This window comes from Bacillus sp. JJ1609 (genome assembly GCF_036967045.1).
Classification (GTDB): domain Bacteria; phylum Bacillota; class Bacilli; order Bacillales; family Cytobacillaceae; genus Mesobacillus.
In genome coordinates, this window is sequence record NZ_JBALSS010000001.1 from 88670 (window position 1) to 109014 (window position 20345).

25 protein-coding genes are annotated in these 20345 nt (G+C 41.3%); all 25 read right to left on the reverse strand.

Annotation, left to right across the window (positions count from 1 at the left end):
• Positions 1-33: 33 nt before the first annotated feature.
• The 25 genes from flhB to hslU all read right to left on the reverse strand — a co-directional run bounded on the left by flhB (position 34) and on the right by hslU (position 20328).
• Complete coding sequence (flhB, locus tag V7654_RS00420) at positions 34-1119, reverse strand: flagellar biosynthesis protein FlhB (protein WP_335427605.1); 1086 nt, start codon at positions 1117-1119, stop codon at positions 34-36.
• A complete protein-coding gene (gene fliR, locus V7654_RS00425; RefSeq protein ID WP_335427606.1) occupies positions 1120-1896 on the reverse strand; it encodes a flagellar biosynthetic protein FliR in 777 nt (258 codons plus the stop codon). It abuts the gene before it with no gap.
• Positions 1897-1900: 4 nt separating this feature from the next.
• A complete protein-coding gene (gene fliQ / locus V7654_RS00430; protein WP_335427608.1) occupies positions 1901-2170 on the reverse strand; it encodes a flagellar biosynthesis protein FliQ in 270 nt (89 codons plus the stop codon).
• A 15-nt stretch (positions 2171-2185) separates the two neighbouring features.
• Positions 2186-2851: a flagellar type III secretion system pore protein FliP gene (gene fliP / locus V7654_RS00435; protein ID WP_335427609.1), complete on the reverse strand. Its 666-nt coding sequence runs from the start codon at positions 2849-2851 to the stop codon at positions 2186-2188.
• Positions 2844-3500 carry a flagellar biosynthetic protein FliO gene (locus V7654_RS00440; RefSeq protein ID WP_335427611.1) on the reverse strand — a complete coding sequence of 219 codons (657 nt, stop codon included), beginning with the start codon at positions 3498-3500 and terminating at the stop codon, positions 2844-2846. Before V7654_RS00440 ends, fliP begins: the two co-directional genes overlap by 8 nt.
• 74 nt (positions 3501-3574) lie before the next feature.
• Entirely contained in the window at positions 3575-3937 is a 363-nt protein-coding gene (locus V7654_RS00445; protein WP_335427613.1) for a response regulator, read from the reverse strand.
• 18 nt (positions 3938-3955) lie between these two features.
• A complete protein-coding gene (gene fliY, locus V7654_RS00450; protein ID WP_335427616.1) occupies positions 3956-5194 on the reverse strand; it encodes a flagellar motor switch phosphatase FliY in 1239 nt (412 codons plus the stop codon).
• Complete coding sequence (fliM, locus tag V7654_RS00455) at positions 5181-6182, reverse strand: flagellar motor switch protein FliM (RefSeq protein WP_335427618.1); 1002 nt, start codon at positions 6180-6182, stop codon at positions 5181-5183. Before fliM ends, fliY begins: the two co-directional genes overlap by 14 nt.
• Before the next feature lie 42 nt (positions 6183-6224).
• Entirely contained in the window at positions 6225-6653 is a 429-nt protein-coding gene (gene fliL / locus V7654_RS00460) for a flagellar basal body-associated protein FliL (protein ID WP_335427620.1), read from the reverse strand.
• Positions 6643-6864 carry a flagellar FlbD family protein gene (locus V7654_RS00465; RefSeq protein ID WP_335427621.1) on the reverse strand — a complete coding sequence of 74 codons (222 nt, stop codon included), beginning with the start codon at positions 6862-6864 and terminating at the stop codon, positions 6643-6645. The genes fliL and V7654_RS00465 overlap by 11 nt, the downstream gene beginning before the upstream one ends.
• Positions 6865-6918: 54 nt before the next feature.
• Positions 6919-8109: a flagellar hook protein FlgE gene (locus V7654_RS00470; protein ID WP_335427623.1), complete on the reverse strand. Its 1191-nt coding sequence runs from the start codon at positions 8107-8109 to the stop codon at positions 6919-6921.
• Positions 8110-8184: 75 nt separating this feature from the next.
• Positions 8185-8574 (reverse strand): TIGR02530 family flagellar biosynthesis protein, encoded by a 390-nt coding sequence (locus V7654_RS00475; protein ID WP_335427624.1) that lies wholly within the window; start codon positions 8572-8574, stop codon positions 8185-8187.
• 17 nt (positions 8575-8591) lie between these two features.
• The gene (gene flgD, locus V7654_RS00480) at positions 8592-9224 is read right to left on the reverse strand and encodes a flagellar hook assembly protein FlgD (protein ID WP_335427625.1); all 633 of its coding nucleotides are present in this window, start codon (positions 9222-9224) and stop codon (positions 8592-8594) included.
• Positions 9225-9236: 12 nt separating this feature from the next.
• Entirely contained in the window at positions 9237-10472 is a 1236-nt protein-coding gene (locus tag V7654_RS00485) for a flagellar hook-length control protein FliK (RefSeq protein WP_335427626.1), read from the reverse strand.
• Between the two features lie 30 nt (positions 10473-10502).
• On the reverse strand, positions 10503-11108 hold the full coding sequence (locus V7654_RS00490; RefSeq protein ID WP_335427627.1) for a MotE family protein: 606 nt from the start codon (positions 11106-11108) through the stop codon (positions 10503-10505).
• 4 nt (positions 11109-11112) lie between these two features.
• Complete coding sequence (fliJ, locus tag V7654_RS00495; RefSeq protein WP_335427629.1) at positions 11113-11559, reverse strand: flagellar export protein FliJ; 447 nt, start codon at positions 11557-11559, stop codon at positions 11113-11115.
• A gap of 8 nt (positions 11560-11567) precedes the next feature.
• Positions 11568-12881 (reverse strand): flagellar protein export ATPase FliI, encoded by a 1314-nt coding sequence (fliI, locus tag V7654_RS00500; protein WP_335427631.1) that lies wholly within the window; start codon positions 12879-12881, stop codon positions 11568-11570.
• Positions 12881-13648: a flagellar assembly protein FliH gene (gene fliH / locus V7654_RS00505; RefSeq protein WP_335427632.1), complete on the reverse strand. Its 768-nt coding sequence runs from the start codon at positions 13646-13648 to the stop codon at positions 12881-12883. The genes fliI and fliH overlap by 1 nt, the downstream gene beginning before the upstream one ends.
• Entirely contained in the window at positions 13641-14657 is a 1017-nt protein-coding gene (gene fliG / locus V7654_RS00510) for a flagellar motor switch protein FliG (RefSeq protein ID WP_335374985.1), read from the reverse strand. The genes fliH and fliG overlap by 8 nt, the downstream gene beginning before the upstream one ends.
• 11 nt (positions 14658-14668) lie before the next feature.
• On the reverse strand, positions 14669-16264 hold the full coding sequence (gene fliF, locus V7654_RS00515; protein ID WP_335427634.1) for a flagellar basal-body MS-ring/collar protein FliF: 1596 nt from the start codon (positions 16262-16264) through the stop codon (positions 14669-14671).
• Positions 16265-16341: 77 nt separating this feature from the next.
• Positions 16342-16620: a flagellar hook-basal body complex protein FliE gene (gene fliE / locus V7654_RS00520; RefSeq protein WP_335427954.1), complete on the reverse strand. Its 279-nt coding sequence runs from the start codon at positions 16618-16620 to the stop codon at positions 16342-16344.
• A gap of 48 nt (positions 16621-16668) precedes the next feature.
• A complete protein-coding gene (gene flgC / locus V7654_RS00525) occupies positions 16669-17121 on the reverse strand; it encodes a flagellar basal body rod protein FlgC (RefSeq protein ID WP_335427635.1) in 453 nt (150 codons plus the stop codon).
• A 2-nt stretch (positions 17122-17123) separates the two neighbouring features.
• On the reverse strand, positions 17124-17519 hold the full coding sequence (gene flgB, locus V7654_RS00530) for a flagellar basal body rod protein FlgB (RefSeq protein ID WP_335427636.1): 396 nt from the start codon (positions 17517-17519) through the stop codon (positions 17124-17126).
• 454 nt (positions 17520-17973) lie between these two features.
• Positions 17974-18753, reverse strand: a complete 780-nt coding sequence (codY, locus tag V7654_RS00535) for a GTP-sensing pleiotropic transcriptional regulator CodY (protein ID WP_335374989.1) — start codon at positions 18751-18753, stop codon at positions 17974-17976.
• Between the two features lie 171 nt (positions 18754-18924).
• Complete coding sequence (gene hslU / locus V7654_RS00540; RefSeq protein WP_335427637.1) at positions 18925-20328, reverse strand: HslU--HslV peptidase ATPase subunit; 1404 nt, start codon at positions 20326-20328, stop codon at positions 18925-18927.
• Between the last annotated feature and the right edge of the window lie 17 nt (positions 20329-20345).

The window sequence follows — 20345 nt, forward strand, 5'->3', positions numbered from 1 at the left end:
TTTCTTCTCTCCTAACACTGCATAACCTAGAACTTACAGTACTTTATTTTTTGCCTGGTAAACGAAAGCGAGGATTTCAGCCACTGCCTTGAAAAATTCTTCCGGAATGGCATCTCCGATTTCTGTCTGGCTGTACAACGCCCTTGCTAGCGGCCGGTTTTCAACGGTGACAATCTCATTTTCCTTGGCAATTAATTTAATTTTTTGGGCAACGAAGTCTACACCCTTTGCCACAACGATCGGCGCATCCGATTTCTGATCGTCATATTTCAGGGCTATGGCAAAATGCGTTGGATTCGTAATGACCACATCTGCCTTGGGCACCTCTTGCATCATCCGCCGCATTGCCATCTCTCTTTGTCTTTGTTTGATTTTTGATTTGATGAGTGGATCTCCTTCGATGTTCTTATACTCATCCTTTAAGTCCTGTTTAGACATGCGGATACTTTTTTCAAAATCATATTTTTGGTATAGATAATCCATTAATGATAAAAATAGCAATGCTCCGGAAGCAAAAAGTCCCATTTGAAGAGTCAGACCGGCAATTGTCCCCAGTGCCGTCGCCATACTCTTGCTCGATAGCAGCAGAACCTCATCCATCCTTGACCATAGGACCGAGAAGGCAATCAGACCAATGAAGCTGATTTTAAGAATGGACTTAATTAATTCGACAATCGCCCTCATCGAAAAGATTCGTTTAAATCCGCTGATCGGGTTAATTTTCTCTAATTTCATTTGAATGGCTTCTGTTGAAAACATAAAGCCAACCTGTGCATAGTTTGCAGCCACCCCAGCTACCAGAGCAACCATCATCACTGGGCCAAGAAAAATCGCGAGCTCAGCAAGGATTTCAAACAATATCGATTCAATATTTTTTTCAGTAAGATCCATAAGCATATAATTTTGCAAGGAATGACGGAGAACTCCAATCATCCTCTCAGTCATCGTTTTTCCAAAGAACATCAAAAATAAAAAGACTGCTAGAAGAACAACTGCAGTGTTGACATCCTGACTTTTAGCAACCTGTCCTTTTTTTCTAGCATCCTGTTTCTTTTTAGGAGTGGCTTTCTCAGTTTTCTCGCCAGCAAAGAACTGCAGATCCAATGTTAAAAAATCCATTTAAGCTCCTCCAATTAACTCCATCAAACCTCTCATAGTTGCCAGTGTGGTAGCAAACAGATCGGAAATGACCATCAACAGCACACCCATAACCGCGATAAGGACTACAAAACTGACTCCTATTTTTACAGGCAGTCCGACAACGAAAATGTTCAGCTGAGGTACGGTCCTTGCTACAATTCCCATAGCAACGTCCACCAGGAACAGGCTGCCGACTACAGGAAGAGACATTTGGAATGCAATGATGAACATTTTATTGAATGCCAGGATGATATACTCGGCTATATTTTGATTACCGAAAGGAATCATCACCTGATCAATCGGTATAAAATTATAGCTATAAAAAATACCATCAATCAGTAAGTGATGTCCATTAACTGTCAGCAAAAATAACAGAGCGATTGTATATAAATATTGTCCCATCAAGGGGCTCTGGGCACCCGTCTGGGGATCAATGACGTTAGCGATTGCAAAGCCCATTTGGAAATCGATCAATCCACCGGCAATTTGTATTGCTGACATCATCAGAGCAGCTATAAAACCGATGAGCAAGCCAACAAGGGCTTCTTTAATAATCAGTAAAAAATAAGTACCGTCTATTACGATTTCAGGAGCTCCTACAGACGAAAACATAATAATAGAAAGGAAGAAACCCAGCCCGATTTTATGCGAAGCTGGAATCGTTCTGTATGAAAACAACGGCATCATCAAGAAAAATGATGTGACCCTGACGAAAATAAGCAAAAATGCCGGAAAAGAAGGAATAAAATCAATCATGGCTTCATCCTACAAACCTGGTCAAATTTGAGAAAATCTCGCTGGCATATGAGAGCATATAGCTGAGCATCCATGGACCGAAAAAAACGATGCCAAGCAATACGGCAACAATTTTTGGAACAAAAGCCAATGTCTGTTCCTGGATTTGTGTTGTTGCCTGAAAAATGCTGACAATCAAGCCCACTACCAGTGCAAGTGCGAGCAACGGGCCAGAAATCATCAGCACCGTATAGATTCCCCGTTCAGCTATTGAGATGACTGCTTCTGAAGTCATTAATTAATCACCTGCTTAAAAACTTTGTAATAAGGATTTCACGACTAAATACCAACCATCTACCATTACAAATAGAAGGATCTTAAATGGAAGTGAAATCATTACCGGCGGAAGCATCATCATTCCCATTGACATCAGGACACTTGCTACTACCATATCAATGACCAAAAAAGGGATGAAAATCATGAATCCTATTTGGAAAGCTGTTTTGATTTCACTAATCGCGAAGGCGGGAACAAGTGAAGTCAATGGTATGTCTTCGACTGATTTAGGAGGTTCTGCCTTTGAATACTCAAGAAATAAAGCAAGGTCCTTCTGTCTTGTATGAGCGCTCATGAATTCTTTAAATGGAATGGATGCTTTTTCATAAGCTTGCTCCAAATTAATCTCTTCGTTGAACAATGGTGTCAGCGCCTGTTCATTCACTTCCTGGAAGGTAGGGGCCATGATGAAGAATGACAAGAATAAGGCTAACCCAATCAACACTTGGTTTGGCGGCATCTGCTGGGTTGCAAGCGCCGTTCTGACAAAGGAAAGAACGATAATGATCCTTGTAAAACTCGTCATTAAAATCAAGATGCTTGGCGCAAGAGAAAGTACAGTCAGAAGGAGCATCAGCTTTACAGAAGTTGATACATTCTCAGGAGCGCTGCTGTTGAAAAACTCCATAAACTCATTCATCTTTTTCTGACCCTTTCTTTTGAATCTCTTCAAGCATTTTCTTTCTTCCGCTTGCCATGTCATTCAGCTGATGCTTTAGTAAGGCGGAAAAAGTTGAACTTTCCTTGCTGCCATCCTTATTCGTTCTTTTAAGGAACTTTGTCACAATATCGCTTGGCTGTACAAGCTGTTCCACTTTGTTGTTATATTCCTGGATGACTTGACTGTACTCCTCGGGATCGTCAATTTCTTTTAACAGTTGTATATTTTCACCAACACCAACAATGAGCAGCCTATTGCCTGCTTTGACAATCTGGATTGACCTGTTAGCCCCAAGGCTTGTCCCCCCAAGATTTTCTACCAGCTGCGAGCTCTTGTATGACATGCTTTTTTTATTGATGAATTTAAGCAGGAAATATAAAAGCCCTGCTACAAATGCGGTGGCAAGAATCATTCTTAGAAAATCTAAAAATGTAACCCCTATTTTTGTGTCTGTATCTTCTGCTTGATTCTTTGTTTTGTCTGCCTGGCCGTCATCACAAGAATCCGGTTTTTCCAGGCAATCCTTTACACTTGTATTTAGCTGCTCCGCATATGCCATGCTGAGCGGGCTCAACAGAGCAGCTAATAGGAAAAGGACTATTGAGGCAGTTCGTATTAAATTTAACATTTGCCGCACCCTCTAAGTAGGCTCTTTTCATAACCTTAAGATTTTTTGACCCTATTTAGGAACTTAAAAGATTATTAGCTTAATGCTTTTGAGATCGCTTCAATCACTCGGTCTGCCTGGAACGGTTTTACAATAAAATCCTTCGCTCCCGCCTGGATCGCATCGATAACCATCGCTTGCTGACCCATAGCGGAACACATGATAACCTTTGCGTTTGGATTCACTTTTTTGATTTCCTTTAAAGATGTGATTCCATCCATTTCCGGCATCGTTATATCCATCGTTACAAGATCCGGCTGTAATTCCTTATATTTTTCAAGTGCCTGCATCCCATCAGCTGCTTCAGCTACGACCTCAAAACCATTCTTGCTTAAGATGTCCTTGATCATCATTCTCATGAAAGCCGCATCGTCCACGACTAAAATTCTCTTTGCCATTGAAGTTCCTCCTGTGTTTTATCTCAATTTTTTGATTCTGTCACTCTGGCTGATAATATCTGTTACACGTACTCCGAAATTCTCATCAATGACCACAACTTCTCCCTGGGCGATCAGCCGATTGTTAACGAGGATATCGACGGGCTCTCCAGCGAGCTTGTCCAGTTCGATAATCGATCCTGAAGTAAGTTCGAGTATATCCTTTACAGACCGTTTGGTTCTTCCCAATTCAACCGTTACCTGTAAAGGAATATCCAGAAGCATATCAAGGTTTTTCGTTTCCGCTTGCTGCGGCTGGAAAGTCTCAAAGCTTGAGAAAACCGCTGGCTGTACAGTTGGCTGAGCACCGGTCATCACGCTGCCAAAATGCTGAGGTCCAGTGGTTTGAACAGGCTGCTGGTGGCTCCATGCTTCAGCAGGCATAGCTTGCTGGACAGGCTGCTGGTAATAAACCTGTTCAGGCTGTGGCTGGTAAGGTGCTTGCTGCTGCGGCTGGGTTGGCAGTTCTGGCTGTGAGGACACATTTGCATGTGCATCAGGCATGGTTTGCTGCGTGATCGTTTCTTGTGAAGAACCAGGGTTCAATAATTCATCAACAAGGCTTTTCGCGAATTTGACAGGCAGCAGTTGCATAATATTCGAATCAATTAAACTTCCAATCTTTAAAGAAAAAGAAACCTTGACTAAAATATCATCTTCAGGAATCGTTTCCGTTCCTTCTCCTTCTGCAACGTTAAGAAGGTTAATATTTGGTGGTGATATATCGACTCTTTTATTGAATACAGTTGACATCGAGGTTGCGGCAGATCCCATCATCTGGTTCATCGCTTCCTGTACTGCGCTCATCTGGATCTCATCAAGCAAGTCCTTCGGATTCAGGCCATCTCCACCCAGCATTAAATCCGCAATAATTGCTGCATCCTGGCGCTCTATGACAAGCATGTTGCTGCCAATAAAACCTTCCGTATAATGCACCTGAACAGCTACGTAGGGATCTGGAAATTCTTCCTCAAGCTTTGTCTTATGTACAACAGTTACTGTTGGAGTGTTAATTTCCACCTTTTGATTCAGTAAAGTCGATAATGCTGTAGCCGAGCTACCGAAAGAAATATTTCCTACCTCTCCTAGCGCATCTCTTTCCATAAACGAGAAGTAATCATCTACATTAATTGTTTCCTCTATTTCATTCAATTCTTCAGAAGTTCCTCTTAAAAGCGCATCGATTTCATCTTGTGATAACATATCATCGCCCACCATCATCGTCTCCTCCCTTCAATGTATCTAACACTTGAATGGCTAATTTTTTGTTAATCTTTCCTGGTTGCCCGACGAATTTTGGAATTCCACCGATTTTTATCATCATAGGCTGGTCGATCTGCTGGTTTAATTCAATTACATCTCCTATATCAAACATCAGGAAATCCTGGATGGAGATTTCGGAAGAGCCAATTTCTGCAATGATATGGACATCCGCCTTATGGATTTCCTTTTGCAGTACTTCATACTCTATTGGCAAGCCTTCCTTCTTATCTGTTTGCATCCAATACTTTACAGATAGCATCGGCATAATCGGCTCAAGCACCACATGCGGGATACACATATTGATCATTCCGCTAGCTTCGCCTATTGTCGTATTAAGTGAAATAACTACTACTGTTTCATTAGGAGAAACCATCTGCAAAAATTGCGGATTCACTTCAAACTCTGTCAGCTGCGGATCAATTTCAGATATTGACCCCCAGGCCTCCTGGAAGTTTTCAAAAGCTTTTTCAAACATGTTTGACATGATTTTCGTTTCGATCTCTGTCAGATTGTCAATTTTATTATGACTTGTACCTCGCCCACCTAGCATCCTGTCCATCATCGCATATGCGATATTAGGATTTACCTCCATCAGGATTCTGCCATCTAAAGGCGGAACATCAAATACATTCAAAATGGTCATTTTCGGAATTGACCTGATGAATTCTTCATAAGGAATCTGATCAGCCGATGCAACACTGATTTGGACATATGTCCGTAGCTGCGCCGAGAAGTAAGTCGTAAGCAATCTCGCAAAATTCTCATGTATTCTTGTGAGGCTGCGGATCTGGTCTTTTGAAAAACGTAACGCCCTTCTAAAATCGTAAACTTTGACTCTCTTTTCGACTTGCTCTTTCTTTAATTCATCTGCATCCATCTCACCTGTTGATAATGCAGAAAGCAGAGCGTCTATTTCGCTTTGTGATAATACCTCTCCCGACATACCCTCACCTCCATTTTCAGTATGTTTGGTTAGTTAAAGTTCTTATTGGAGGAGAGACCCTGTAATATACACATTCTTTATTTTGCCTTCTTGCATCAAGCTGTTTAATTTGGCCTTAAGAGTTTCTTCCAGATTCTTCTTGCCTTCCTTACCTTGCAGTTCCTCAGATTTCTTTTCAGACAACTCATAAATGATGAGATTCCTTACCTGAAAGTCTCGCTTCTGCAATTCTTCTTTCGCTTTTTTACTGTCTGTCTCAATTTTGAAAGATATTTTGATAAAATCATTTGAAGCCAGGTTTGTCGTCACTTCTGGAATATCAACTGATGCTTCTAAAACCTCATCGATCGTTGGTTCTTTTTTTCCTTCATCGCCAGTCAGTTTCATTACAACGACAAAAGCAATCGTTCCCACCAGCATGATCGCTACAAGCATGATCAGCATAATCATAACAAGTTTATTATTCTTCATTTTCATGTGCCTCCAAAGTACGCCTTCCAAGAAGGCCGACAATCTGAAAAAATCCCTTTATTAAAGCGCTAACCTGTGATTCGCTTTCCTTAACTACGTATTTCCTGCCGTTAGTCAGCATGATAGTCGTATCAGGAAAGGATTCAATAGTCTCAATCAATAGCGGATTAATTCTAAACGTTTTCCCATTTAACTTCGTTACCTTTATCACTATAAATCACAGGGGCTAAAAGCATTAAGCTCTCAGCCCTGCTCCTCTCTTAATCTATCGTTTAAGGTTTACAAGCTCCTGCAGGATTTCATCAGACGTAGTGATGATTCTAGTATTTGCCTGAAAACCACGCTGCGCAGTAATCATCTCAGTGAATTCCTCAGAAAGGTCAACATTTGACATTTCAAGGGCACCTGCAGCTATTGTCCCGCGGCCTTCACCAGGAACATTAATATTCCTTTGTCCTGAGTTAACCGATTCCTGGAAAGTATTGTTCCCTGCTTTGATAAGACCTGAAGGGTTGCTGAACTTTGCAAGCGCTAATTGGCCAATCGTCATGATTAATCCGTTGGAGTATACCCCGTTGATTTCCCCGCTTGACCCAATATTGAAGCTTTCGAGCAACCCTTGAGTATTTCCGTCAGGGTATGCGTTTGCATCCATGCTGCCGCCATCAATAGTCAAATCTTCAAGTGAGATTTTTACCGATAAATTCTGACCCACTCCATTTCCGTTGTTTACAACCAGGTTGAAGTTTTGAATTGGTGTATTGGTTGGTACGGTAATGTTCTGGGTTTGTGTAGTCGCTGGCTCTATCGACTTATCCACAAAAGAAAGCTTCCATTGTCCGGATGCCGGCGTAATTGGAGAAATCGTCATATCAATGACATGCTCAACTCCCTTATCATCAACTACCTTAATTTGCTGCAAAGTTTCTGATTCACCTTTTGCATCCTTAGGCAAGTTCCCCTTCATAACAAGTTCAGTAGTCGTTTTAGCAGGCAGGAGGGCGTTAACGTTAACTGTAATGTCTTCAAGAGCGCCTTTGTCATTTAAAGATTGCACCTTCAAACCATCGCCTGTTACAAGTGTTCCATAGTCATCAAGATAGAAATTGCCAGCGCGTGTATAAAGTTCTTGTTGCCCTTGTTTGACAATGAAATAGCCATCGCCCGTGATCGCGAGGTCAAGAGCTCGTCCTGTCGTTTGCAAGCTTGCTTGTGTATCGACAGTATCGATGCTTGCCATTGTGGAACCAAGTCCTACCTGCATAGCGTTTCTTCCGCCACGATTGTTTTGCACTGCACTGGCACCAGATACCATCTGATTCATTGTATCTTTAAAAGTCACACGGCCCTTTTTAAAGCCGAAAGTATTTACATTGGCAATATTGTTTCCAATTACGTCAAGCTTTGTCTGAAAGTTTTTCATTCCGCTGATTCCTGAGTACATTGAACGAAGCATTTTTTTGACTCCTTCCTAATTTGCGAGCTGTTTCTGTCGGTCCACAGCCCAGGCCTCCGTAAAGGTCCAGCCTATTTAATTTTCCAAAACAATAGTCCCATTAATATTAGTAAAAATCTGGTCAGCAGCTTCATGGCGCCCCATGGCTGTAATGACGGTATTGTTCTTTGCACTGACGATTAAAGCAGCGTCCTTCAAGAGCACAAGTGAATCATTTACACCCTTCGCCTTTGCCTGTCTCACTTTATCTTCAATCTTTGTCCAGCGTTCCTGGCTGATTTCAATTCCTCGCTGTGCCAGCCTTTCCTCTGCATGCTTGCTCAAGATGAGCCTGTTGTTACTTTGGATTGCTGACTGAAGCTGTAAAGAAAATGGCATCTGGGAAGCCTGGTTAGGGTTAATTGGCTTTTGGTGGCTCCTGCTAACAGGCAGTGACTGGATTGGACGAAACTGCGCCTTTTCCATAACATCACTTCCCTACATTATTGAATTTTTGTTATTTGTGAATATACAATGCTAGTACCATTTTCATCGTTCATTACATATGAGGTTTTGCCGTTTTTAAATGAAACAGATTGCACCACGGCTTTTTGCTCTTGTTTATTGGCATCAAGGTAAGTAATTGTCTTTCCGATCAGCATGCTTGCTTGCAGCATATGATTCTCTTGGGAAAGCTCATTAATCTGTGAAATATTGCCCGGTTCCAGTGTCGTTCCATCCTCAAGGATGAACAGTACATCGTTCTCCTTAAATTGTACGGAAGCAACCTTCCCTGTACCTTCTTTTACAATCTCCTGACCATCCTGCTCCTCAATCTTGTGCCAGGTAATTTCTTTTCCGGCAAATTGGCTGTATGATATCATTCTGTTTTGCTCTTCAGCCTGTACAAACCGGTCTATTGATTTGCCCATATTCGTTATTTGCTCAAGGGTTGAGAAAGTAGCCATCTGTGCGACAAAATCTTTATCCTGCATAGGATTTAATGGATCCTGGTTTTGGAGCTGTGTCATTAGTATTTTTAAAAAATCGTCTTTCCCTAAAACATCAGACCCTGAACTCTTTCGTTCCTTCTGAAGATTTGAAAGTAAATAAGAAGAATTAATTCCATTTACCATATTTAGAACCTCCTATGCTTCTGTATTAAGAAGCGCTTCCTCAAAAGTGAGGTTAAAATCTCCTTGATCTTCTTTGCTGTCCTGCTCCTGTCTGTCCGGCTGTCTATGCTGCTGATGTGGATCTCTGTTCAAAAATCTTTCCTGCTGTGAGGTCTGCTGAGATATTTCAATTCTTTCCACTGAAATGTTTTGAGCTGCGAATGCCTGTTTAAGCCCATTCACCTGAGATTCCAGTGCCTCCTTGGCCGTTCCAGTCGTTGTAATGATCCGCGCTATCATAGTCTGGTCTTTCTGGAACAGTTCAACCCTCACACTCCCAAGGTGCTCAGGGAATAATTTAATGAACAGCTTTTGTGTCCCTCCGGTGTTCAAGAACTGAGACTTAGAAAGAATGGACTCAAACTGCTTCATTAAAAGCTCGCCGGAAACCATCTTTTCCGGGTTATTCCGCATGATGCTCAGTTGCTCTAATTTACCAATTTGCGGAAGGAATCCAAATTGATTACTATTGCTTTCTGCTTTTTGTACTACTGGACTTTCAGCATCAAAATTCACATCTAATGTGATAGTTTGAGAGTTTTCCATGTTTAACTCTGCAGCTAAACGGGTAAACCTCATTTGGATAAAGTCTGTTTTCATCCTTCCCGGTTCGGTCTGGCTCCCTAATTTCTCACCGATTCCATGGAGAAGTCCGTCTAAATCAATCGTGACTTTTTCTCCTGTAGAAGGAGCATTTTTTACGAAAAGGGCATGAATTTTTAATGCCTTTAAAATTTGCAGATCATTTTTATCAAGCTTATTTGCCAAATCCTTCTGAGGCAGCTCCGCTATTCCAGAAAGTAATTTAGCAAACTGCTGTATTAGATCATCCTGAATTGGTGCCTCTTCATGACTATGACTGGTCCACTTTTGAATAAAAACATCTAATTGGCTGCTGCTTATTCCTAATTGTTCGAGAATTTTTTCAAGCAGAGCTTCCGCATCCTCAGGATCCATTCCTTCTAGGATATCCATTCCAGCTTCAAGTTCTATTAAATTCCCCTGCTGAAGTAACATTGCTGTTTCCTTAGTTTCGTTGGACAACTCACTTTTTTCATCTAATTTAGCTGACTCTTTTGTAATATTGTCTGATTGAGGTTCTCTTGATTGAACATCAGACAACGCCTCCGAAAACTTTCCCTTACTAGTTTTGGAATCCAAAGGGCGGACAGGAGAATTTGGTTTAACTGCTATTGCTCCAACTTCCACTTTTTCACCTCCTTTCAATTCTGGGTTGGATTAAGGCATCTGTTTGCTAGATTCATTGGTCAGCAATTCTGTATATTTTGCCGCTACATCTGAAGGAAGCTTTTCCATGATTGCTGCAAGTGATTCGGCTTTTATATTTGTTAAAATTTTAAGTGCTTCTTCATTTTCCATTTCAGCAATGATAGGAGCAGCTTTTTTTGCTGACATCGTTTCGTAGGTTTTTACGATATCTTTGAATGCTCGTTTATTGTCTTCCTGTATGGCCGTCAGCTCTTCAATCTGTGCTTCAAGCTGTGTCTTCTCAAGCTCCAAACGCTCTGCTTCCATGTCTTTGCTTTCAATCTTTGCTTCGAGCTGTTCCATCTTGGCTTCATTGTCCTGTATTTCCGCTTCCAGGCTAATGATATTCTTCTCGTATTCTTCCACTGATGGCTGCTCGTCTTCGTTCAGCATTTTTGAAACAAACGGGATTTTTTCGCCCAGTTCACTTGCTGTCTGAAAAACATTTATACCCGCAAACGATAGGACTACTAAAGCAACGACAATTGCGAATAATGCCGGAATGGCAATCACAAACAAAAACCATTGGAACCGATTGACAGGCTGGCCCTCTTTTTCCTCAAAACTCTTTTCCATTAAATCACCTAATTTCCCGGTTCATATATTGCTGAATCGAGATCTCGTCCATCATCCTGCTTTCGGCATACTTTTCCTCGGCGAGGAATTGATGATGATCCTTTTCTTTGATCTTCTCGTACTTTTTCACTTCTACATTCTTTTCCATTAGCTGCATTTGTTGAAAATTCATGATATTTCTGGCATTCATGACGACCTTTTGGTAATGTTCGATCGATTTTTCAAGGTTTCCGATGAACTGTTGATGATGGCGAATTTCCTGTACTGGGAGCCCGCTGACAAGTCTTCCTGATTGATAGCTTTCCAGATCCTCTTTTTTCTTGAGGAGATGGTAAAGCCGGTCAGCCGCTTCCTCAAATTTCTTGACTGAATCCTGGTAAACTACCTGCGCTTCATCTTTTTCCCTGGACTTTAGTGACAGGATTTTATCAAATTTATAGTGATATTGCATAGAACCCATCAACCTTTCCTTACTAATTGCAACAGTTCCTGAATACTTTCATCGATGGACACTTTTTCACTTGTACCTTGTTTTAAAAAATTGAGTATCTGAGGGTAACGCATGATTGCTTCATCAATTTCGGGTGAAGAACCTTTCTTATAGGCTCCAATATTGATCAGGTCCTCAGAGTTTATATATGTACTCAATAGTTCCCTCAATCTTTCGGCCGCTTTGACATGATCCTCACTCACAATATTGTTCATGATCCTGCTGATGCTCTTCAAAACATTTACTGCCGGATACTGACCCTTGTTCGCTAAATTTCGGTCTAGAACGAAATGACCATCTAAAATGCCTCGGACTGTATCTGCGATTGGTTCATTCATATCGTCTCCATCTACTAGCACAGTGTAGAAACCAGTGATCGATCCGTGTTCATTTGTTCCTGTTCTTTCAAGTAGCCTGGAAAGAATCGCGAAAACAGAAGGTGTATACCCTTTCGTTGTTGGAGGCTCGCCGACAGCTAGGCCTACTTCACGCTGTGCCATTGCCACCCTTGTAACGGAATCCATCATCAGCATGACATTAAGCCCTTTATCACGAAAATATTCGGCAATTGCTGTTGCAGTATAGGCACCTTTAATTCTCATAAGTGCTGGCTGGTCAGAGGTAGCTACGACAACAATTGACCTTTTCAAACCTTCTGGACCTAAGTCTCTTTCAATAAATTCCCTTACCTCACGGCCACGTTCGCCAATTAGTCCTATTACATTCAAGTCTGCAGTTGTGTTCCGGGCAATCATTCCCAGTAATGTACTTTTACCAACACCACTACCGGCAAAAATTCCGACACGCTGCCCGTTCCCTACAGTTAGCAAGCTGTCTATCATTCTTACGCCAACTTCGATTGGTTCTGAAATCGGCGGTCTGCTCAGTGGATTTGGAGGATCCTGTTCTGTAGGAACAGATGCCAGCCCTTTTGGAAGGCTGGATTTATCCAGAGGGACACCAAGAGAGTCGACAACCTTCCCTATAAGTCCAGGACCTGCTTTTATTTCTAATGGCTTCATCGTCGTCTCGACAAGGCTCCCTGGGGATATATCATGAAGGGAAGTATAGGGCATCAAAATAACATTCTCATCTTGGAACCCGACAACTTCCGCCTGGATCTTACGTCTTTTTTTTGTACCTACATGGATGAAGCAAACATCGCCTATTGAGCTCTCAGGACCCTGAGATTCGATCATCAGCCCTACTACTCTTTTGACTCTTCCAAATCTTTTGAAGCTATCTATAAAGTCGATGTGCTCAAGTAAATCAGAAGCCTTCACTATTGCTCACTCTCCAACATTTCAAACAGCTTTTGTTTGATTTCTTCAAGCTGACTATCCACGCAAGCATCTATCCTGCCATTTTCAGATTCGATAATGCAAGAGTCTTCAGCCAATTCCTCATCCGGAAAAATGTAAAAATCAACTTCCTTTGGAAAAAGGGCTATAAGTTCTTCCTTTTGCCCCAGAAGATATTGATAATGATTCGGATGAATGTGAAGCTGGATATCCTTATAATCCCTGGCATTCTTCAAAGCCCTTTTGACAAGATAGATAAACTCTTCTTCATTTTCTGAAATCTTTTTGCCGAGTATTTTACCGGCCACCTTCATTCCTAAATCAAGAATGACCTTTTCAGCTGACTCGATATGGCTGTAATAATCCTGTCTTGACGCCTCTACAACTTCTTGTGCTGTCTGAATTAATTGGCGGCACTCATCATATCCCCGAGTATTCCCTTCTTCACGTCCGCGTTCATACCCGATTGCCCTGGCATCCTCCGCTAAAGATTCCTTCTCCTGTTCCCAGATCTGCTGCTCATGCATTACCTGCTCTTTGATAAGCCGTGCTTCCTCAAGAGCCTGGGCTAAAATCTTCTCAGCTTCCAATTCTGCCTCTCTGAGGATTTGAGTTCGTTCTGCTTCAGTATGTGTAAATACTGGTTTAGTCTCCTCATTAGGAATAGTTGTTTCCATCATCCTGATTGAAATCACTTTTTTCTCTGCGTCTGCAGGGACGGTGAAGTGTGATTTTATGAACCTAGACAATGATATCATCTCCTCCGCCGCGGGCTACGACGATTTCACCAGCTTCTTCCAGACGGCGGATGATAGCAACAATTCTTGATTGGGCTTCCTCTACATCACGCAAACGGACAGGTCCCATATATTCCATTTCATCCCTGAAGGTTTCCACCATGCGCTTGGACATGTTCTTAAAGACAATTTCTTTCACTTCATCACTAGAAACTTTAAGTGCAAGCATGAGGTCTTCGTTTTCACAGTCACGAATTACTCGCTGGATCGCACGATTATCAAGAGTAACGATATCTTCGAAGACGAACATCCTTTTCTTGATTTCTTCTGCGAGTTCAGGATCCTGGATCTCAAGGGCATCAAGGATTGTTCTTTCTGTTGCCCTGTCAACCCCATTCAAAACATCAACGACAGCTTCTATCCCGCCAGTTTGTGTATAGTCCTGAGTAACTGTCGCAGATAGCTTTCTTTCTAGTATTTGTTCTACTTCATTTATGATTTCCGGTGAGGTGCTATCCATAACGGCAATTCTTCGTGCAATATCGGCCTGTACTTCCTGAGGAAGTTCTGACAGTATTTGTCCAGCTTGAGCAGAATCCAAATATGAAAGAATAAGTGCAATTGTTTGAGGATGCTCATTTTGGATAAAATTCAGAATTTGACCTGCATCCGCTTTCCTCGCAAAGTCAAAGGGGCGCACCTGCAAGGACGAAGTCAGTCTGTTTATAATGACTGCCGCCTGATCGGCTCCCAGCGCCTTTTCAAGGACCGTTTTGGCATAGCCAATCCCCCCTTGGGTTATATAATCCTGTGCCAGTGCAATGTTATGGAATTCTTCGAGTATTTCTTCTTTTGCAGAAGAATCTACTTTTTTAACACCTGAAATTTCAAGTGTCAGCTTTTCAATTTCCTCTTCACTTAAATGCTTGTATACTGAAGCAGAAACATCCGGCCCAAGCGAAATCAGGAGGATTGCTGCTTTTTGTTTTCCAGTAAGTTCTTTCTGGTCCTTCCTTGCCATATGTCCTCCTCCTAATCCTCCGCAATCCATGTACGCAATAATTTTGCAAAGTCTTCCGGCTTTTCTTTCGCCATTTTTTCAAGCTGCTTCTTCTTCATCGTGCTTTCAGTTTCAAACTCTTTATTTACATCCGGTACATAGACTGATTCTGCCCGCTCTTCAAAGAAGATTTCCTTCTCTTCTTCCTTCGCTTTGCGTGAACGTAAGAACAGAATGAGCAGCAATGCGATAATTGCCAGCAGTATTCCGCCAACCAGGTAAATCCACCAAGGCAGTTTCTGGACAACTTCATTTTCAAAGGTTACTTTGCCATTGAACGGCTGAACAGAGACAACCACTTTATCTTCAATCGCGGCATCGGTAAGTTCTGTCCCTGAAGCATTTTTATCAATCGTTGTCCTGACAATCGTTCCAAGAATTTTCGTGATATCGTCTACTCGTTCCTGCGGAAGAGAATTCGGATCATCTGGTGTTGGAGGTTCAACCATCACCTGTATTCCCAAATCCCTTACTTTATAAGGACTTTCGGTGATTTCCTTACGTATTCTGCTAACCTCATTGTTAATCGTTTCTTCGACCTTTTCATAATCTCCATTGCCATTTGCGCCTTCAAGATACTGCGAACCCGTCGTATCAGCAGGATTTCCGCCTTCAGGAATTCCGCCAGCCTGTTCAGCATTTCCGGAAAAAGTTTCAGTAATCCGCTGTGCGCTAATTGCGATCCCTTCCATATTTTCCTTGTCTACTGGTTCAACGAGATTTTCTTCCCTGTTTTCCTGGGTAAAATCAACATCTGCAGTAACGGAAACTACGACCTTGTCACGTCCCATCAAGGTTCCAAGCATGTTTTGAACTTGTCTTTGAACATCTCGTTCAATTTGCTGTTTAATTTCATGCTGTGAAGCAAATGTTGCTCCATTAGAATTTTCATCATTTTTCAAATCAAAATACTCAAAGAATTGATTCATGATGACGATATTATCAGTGGGAAGATTTGGAACGCTTTTTGCTACCAGGTGATAAAGCGTACTAATCTGTTCTTCTTTAAATTGGTAGCCAGGACTGGTATTCAAGACGATCGAGGCTGAAGCTTGCTCAGCGCTGTCATTTACGAAGATCCCTTTCTCAGGAAGGTTAATCATAACCTTAGCATCGTTAACTCCTTCAATGCCCTTCATCAGGTCAGCAAGTTCTGTTTGCATAGCTTCCAGCTTAAGAACATTAAATTCATTATCTGTCATTCCTAAACCAGCATTCTGGCTGAAAAATGAATAATCAATGCTGCCTGATTTTGGGATTCCTTCTGCAGCAAGCTCTACTTTTAAACTATTTACAGACTCTTCCGGCACTAGTATTGTTTTACCGCCATCAGCAATTTCTGATTTTATGCCTCTGGCATCAAGGCTTTCTTTTATTGTCCCCGTTTCTGCTGGCGATAGATTGCTATATAAAGGTACAAGGGAAGTCCTGGTTGTAAAGAAGGCTGTTAGTGCTGCAACTGCCACTATCAAGAAAAGAGACGCTCCCAGACTGATCTTTTGCTTTCTGGTGCGCCCTTGCCAGAAATCCTTCATTGTATTTAAATACTTTTGAACGGTTTCTTTCATTTCAATCCCCCGGTTATTAAGTCTCTTCTTTTTATACAGCTAATAACCGCTACTACTTTAGTTTTTAGCCAATATTATTAGACTTGCATTCTCATCATTTCCTGATAAGCTTCTATAACTTTATTTCTCACTTCTAATGTAGCTTGCATCGTTATGCTCGCCTTTTGGCTCGCAATCATAACTTGATGGAGATCTACATTTTCACCGCGAGCTAATTTTTCTGTCATAATGTCTGACTGAACCTGAGATTGATTTAAATTCTCGATTGATTGCTTAAGTACGGACGTAAAACTTTGTTGCGCTTCGTATGGTGTAGATGTGGGAGTAGGCTTATTTGTCTCAAATGGCCTGACCATTTGGCTAACAGAATTGATCCCTAATGTATTCATCTAGAATTTCTCTCCTTACTTCCCAATTTCGAGTGCCTTCATCATCATTCCCTTAGAAGCGTTGAAGACTGTTACGTTTGCTTCATAGGACCGAGTAGCGCTGATTAAGTCGACCATTTCCCTTAAAGGATCGACATTTGGATACTCTACATAGCCAGTTTCAGGGTCTGCATCAGGATGCTCAGGATCATATACCATTTTCATTGGTGTCCTGGTATCTTCTTTTATTTGTGATACCTTTACTCCATTCCCCGCTGCATTCTCACTTTGGCTTCCCATTGCCTTGTTTAAAAAAGATGAAAAATTACCTTCCTTAGGTTCCAAAACAACCATTTTCCGGCGGTATGCTTTTCCATCAACACCCCTGGTTGAATCAACATTAGCCATATTGGAAGATATAACATCCATCCTCAGCCGTTGAGCTGTCAAGGCTGAGGCAGTTGTATTCATGCTATGGAACATCGTCATAATTATTTCCCACCCCGTATAACAGTCTGAAGAGAATTAAACTTCCCGTTAATCCTTTCGGTTAATGCATTAAAATAAATTTGGTTTGTTGCAAGATCGGACATTTCTTTATCCAGGTCAACACTATTGCCATTCTCATTATAGTTAACGTTATTTTTTATGACTGTGCCTGGAAAAGCTCCATTACGGCTCTTAAATTCAAAATGGCGTCCGTCAGTCTTTTTAGCCTCGAATGACTGCCCTAGCGTCTCACGAAACACTTCTTTGAAACTGACATCTTTAGCCTTATAATTTGGTGTGTCGACATTCGCGATATTTTGAGAAACAATTTTCTGTTTCAAGGTTGAATAGTTCAATGCATTTTCCAGGGTTGATACGGTATTCGAAAACAACTTCAATATTTTCACCCCTTAGTTGTTAAGAAAGCTTTTTGCTGAATTTTGTAATTCTTTGGAGAATCTCGTCATGTACCCTTAATTGTAAAGAATCTGAAATAAACTGTCTATGTCCTTTCGGTTAATTTTTATCGTGCAATAGGCTCATTTTAATAAATAGTATAAAATGCCTATATATATACATTTATTGGTATATATGATACATATAGATAGAAATGCTCAAATTAATTATCTCTTCCATAGTATTTTCGGCTTATTTTTCTCTCTGTTTTTATTTGGAAATTAGGATTTTATCCCTAGTATACCTCTATCCGTATATTGAATGTTAATCCAGATTTTCGGTAAAAAAATACTTTCTCTCGACGAATCCGTGTAAAAAACGAAATCTTTTTGTAATAAATCCACTGAATTCCAATAAAAAAACCCACTGTTTATCCAGTGGGTTTACATTTTTTATTTAGTTGCTTTTAAGCTTTTCAAGTTCGAATAAGAACTTATCATTTAATACTTTAATATAAGTTCCTTTCATACCAAGGGAACGAGACTCAATGACTCCCGCACTTTCAAGCTTGCGAAGTGCGTTAACAATTACTGAGCGTGTAATTCCCACTCTGTCGGCGATTTTTGAAGCAACAAGCAAGCCTTCCTTGCCATTCAATTCTTCAAAAATATGCTCGATTGCCTCAAGCTCACTATAAGATAAAGAACTGATCGCCATTTGAACAACCGCTTTGCTACGTGCTTCACCTTCGATTTCCTCAGCTTTTTCACGAAGGATTTCCATACCTACAACCGTTGCGCCATACTCGCCAAGGATAAGGTCATCATCGTGAAACTGCTCTTCTAAGCGAGCTAGGATTAATGTTCCAAGACGCTCTCCACCGCCGATGATTGGCACAATTGTAGTTAAACCGTTTTTGAAAAGCTCTTTGTTTTCAACTGGAAACGCAGTATATTCACTGTTTACATCAAGGTTCGGTGAAGTTTCCTGGATGTTAAAAAGGTTTTTCGTGTATTCTTCTGGGAATTGGCGATCCTCAAGCATTTGCACCATACGTTCATTCTCAATTTGTTGGTTAATCGCAAAGCCTAATAGTTTGCCTCGGCGGCTAACAACAAAGATGTTCGCTTCGATTACTTCACTAAGTGTTTCTGACATTTCTTTAAAGTTTACCGGTTTGCCGGCAGCTTTTTGGAGCAGGGCGTTAATTTTTCTAGTTTTTGTTAGTAAGTCCATTGTTTCTTCCTCCTATTTGCTTCAACAAAAATTACGTTATTTTTCACTGGCTAGATTCAATACAAGCACAATAGGCAGCCTCTATTTGTCTACCCTGTTGCGTATGCATTAAAACGGTAAACAATATAATAGGCTATATGCGCTTATATTGTTGCATTATGGAAATGAGCCTTATAAGATGAACTGGCTCAAATCTTTATCTCGAGAAATGACACCAAGCTTTTCCTCAACATATTGAGGAGTGATCGCCACTTTCTCCAGATTAATATCAGGTGCTTCGAAGCTAAGATCCTCAAGAAGTTTCTCAAGGATTGTCTGAAGCCTTCTGGCTCCAATATTGTCTGTGTTCTGATTAACTTCAAATGCCACTTCAGCAATCTTACGAATAGCATCGTCAGAAAATTCAATTTGTATACCTTCAGTTTCCAATAATGCTTGATATTGCTTCGTAAGAGCATTGTCAGGCTCTACTAGTATCCTGTAGAAATCCTCGACTGTAAGCTTCGTCAACTCTACCCTGATGGGGAAGCGGCCCTGAAGCTCAGGGATTAAATCCGATGGTTTAGCCATATGGAATGCACCGGCAGCAATGAATAAGATATGGTCTGTTTTTACAGGACCATATTTAGTATTCACCGTTGAACCCTCTACTACAGGCAGAATGTCACGCTGTACACCTTCGCGTGAAACATCTGCGCTTGAGCCGCCAGAATTCTTGCTGGCAATCTTATCGATTTCATCAATGAAGATAATACCCGCCTGTTCAGCACGGAATGTTGCTTCCTGCGTCACTTCATCCATATCAATAAGCTTTTGAGCTTCCTCGTTGATCAATACCTTCCTTGCCTCACGTACAGGTAGCTTGCGTTTTTTTCGTTTTTTGGGCATCAGGCCGCCCAAGGCATCCTGCATGTTCATGCCCATCTGCTCCATGCCGGATCCCTGAAGCATGTCGAACATTGAAGGGGCCTGCTCTTCAACCTCAACCGTGATCAGCTCATCCTCAAGTTCGCCTAGTTCAAGCTTCTGCTTGATTATTTTGCGCTTCTCATACAATCCTAAGTCTTCTGTCTGGTTTGTTTCCTGGTCAGTCTGGTTCCCGCCACCAAACAGCATTTCCAATGGGTTCTTATAATTCGCCGACTTTTTTGCAGAAGGAACGAGCAGCTCGACTAAACGGCGGTTTGCATTTTCCTCTGCCGGCTCTTTAACACGCTGCATTTTTTCCTCTTTTACAAGTCTGATCGATGTTTCTACAAGATCCCTGACCATTGATTCTACATCGCGGCCAACATATCCAACTTCGGTGAATTTGGTCGCTTCAACCTTTACAAAAGGCGCACCTACCAGTTTCGCCATTCTTCTGGCAATTTCAGTTTTACCTACCCCTGTTGGCCCTATCATCAAGATATTTTTAGGAATTACTTCATCTCTAATATTCTCAGCGAGTAAGCCTCTGCGGTATCTATTCCTTAGAGCTACTGCAACAGCTTTTTTAGCATCCTTTTGGCCGACAATATATTGATCGAGCCTTTCTACGATTTGCCTTGGAGTTAAATTGGTTGTCTGTTTCAATCTAAACACTCCTTTTC

Coding starts and splice junctions, on each gene's coding strand:
- V7654_RS00470 (WP_335427623.1), bottom strand. CDS start 8,109: ATGCTTCGTTCAATGTACTCAGGAATCAGCGGAATGAAAAACTTTCAG.
- V7654_RS00445 (WP_335427613.1), bottom strand. CDS start 3,937: ATGGCAAAGAGAATTTTAGTCGTGGACGATGCGGCTTTCATGAGAATG.
- fliY (WP_335427616.1), bottom strand. CDS start 5,194: ATGGTGGGCGATGATATGTTATCACAAGATGAAATCGATGCGCTTTTA.
- fliG (WP_335374985.1), bottom strand. CDS start 14,657: ATGGCAAGGAAGGACCAGAAAGAACTTACTGGAAAACAAAAAGCAGCA.
- flgD (WP_335427625.1), bottom strand. CDS start 9,224: ATGGTAAATGGAATTAATTCTTCTTATTTACTTTCAAATCTTCAGAAG.
- fliJ (WP_335427629.1), bottom strand. CDS start 11,559: ATGCAATATCACTATAAATTTGATAAAATCCTGTCACTAAAGTCCAGG.
- fliQ (WP_335427608.1), bottom strand. CDS start 2,170: ATGACTTCAGAAGCAGTCATCTCAATAGCTGAACGGGGAATCTATACG.
- flhB (WP_335427605.1), bottom strand. CDS start 1,119: ATGGATTTTTTAACATTGGATCTGCAGTTCTTTGCTGGCGAGAAAACT.
- fliR (WP_335427606.1), bottom strand. CDS start 1,896: ATGATTGATTTTATTCCTTCTTTTCCGGCATTTTTGCTTATTTTCGTC.
- fliP (WP_335427609.1), bottom strand. CDS start 2,851: ATGAATGAGTTTATGGAGTTTTTCAACAGCAGCGCTCCTGAGAATGTA.
- fliF (WP_335427634.1), bottom strand. CDS start 16,264: ATGAAAGAAACCGTTCAAAAGTATTTAAATACAATGAAGGATTTCTGG.
- V7654_RS00490 (WP_335427627.1), bottom strand. CDS start 11,108: ATGGAAAAGAGTTTTGAGGAAAAAGAGGGCCAGCCTGTCAATCGGTTC.
- V7654_RS00440 (WP_335427611.1), bottom strand. CDS start 3,500: ATGTTAAATTTAATACGAACTGCCTCAATAGTCCTTTTCCTATTAGCT.
- flgC (WP_335427635.1), bottom strand. CDS start 17,121: ATGACGATGTTCCATAGCATGAATACAACTGCCTCAGCCTTGACAGCT.
- fliE (WP_335427954.1), bottom strand. CDS start 16,620: ATGGTCAGGCCATTTGAGACAAATAAGCCTACTCCCACATCTACACCA.
- fliL (WP_335427620.1), bottom strand. CDS start 6,653: ATGAAGAATAATAAACTTGTTATGATTATGCTGATCATGCTTGTAGCG.
- V7654_RS00475 (WP_335427624.1), bottom strand. CDS start 8,574: ATGGAAAAGGCGCAGTTTCGTCCAATCCAGTCACTGCCTGTTAGCAGG.
- codY (WP_335374989.1), bottom strand. CDS start 18,753: ATGGACTTACTAACAAAAACTAGAAAAATTAACGCCCTGCTCCAAAAA.
- fliM (WP_335427618.1), bottom strand. CDS start 6,182: ATGTCGGGAGAGGTATTATCACAAAGCGAAATAGACGCTCTGCTTTCT.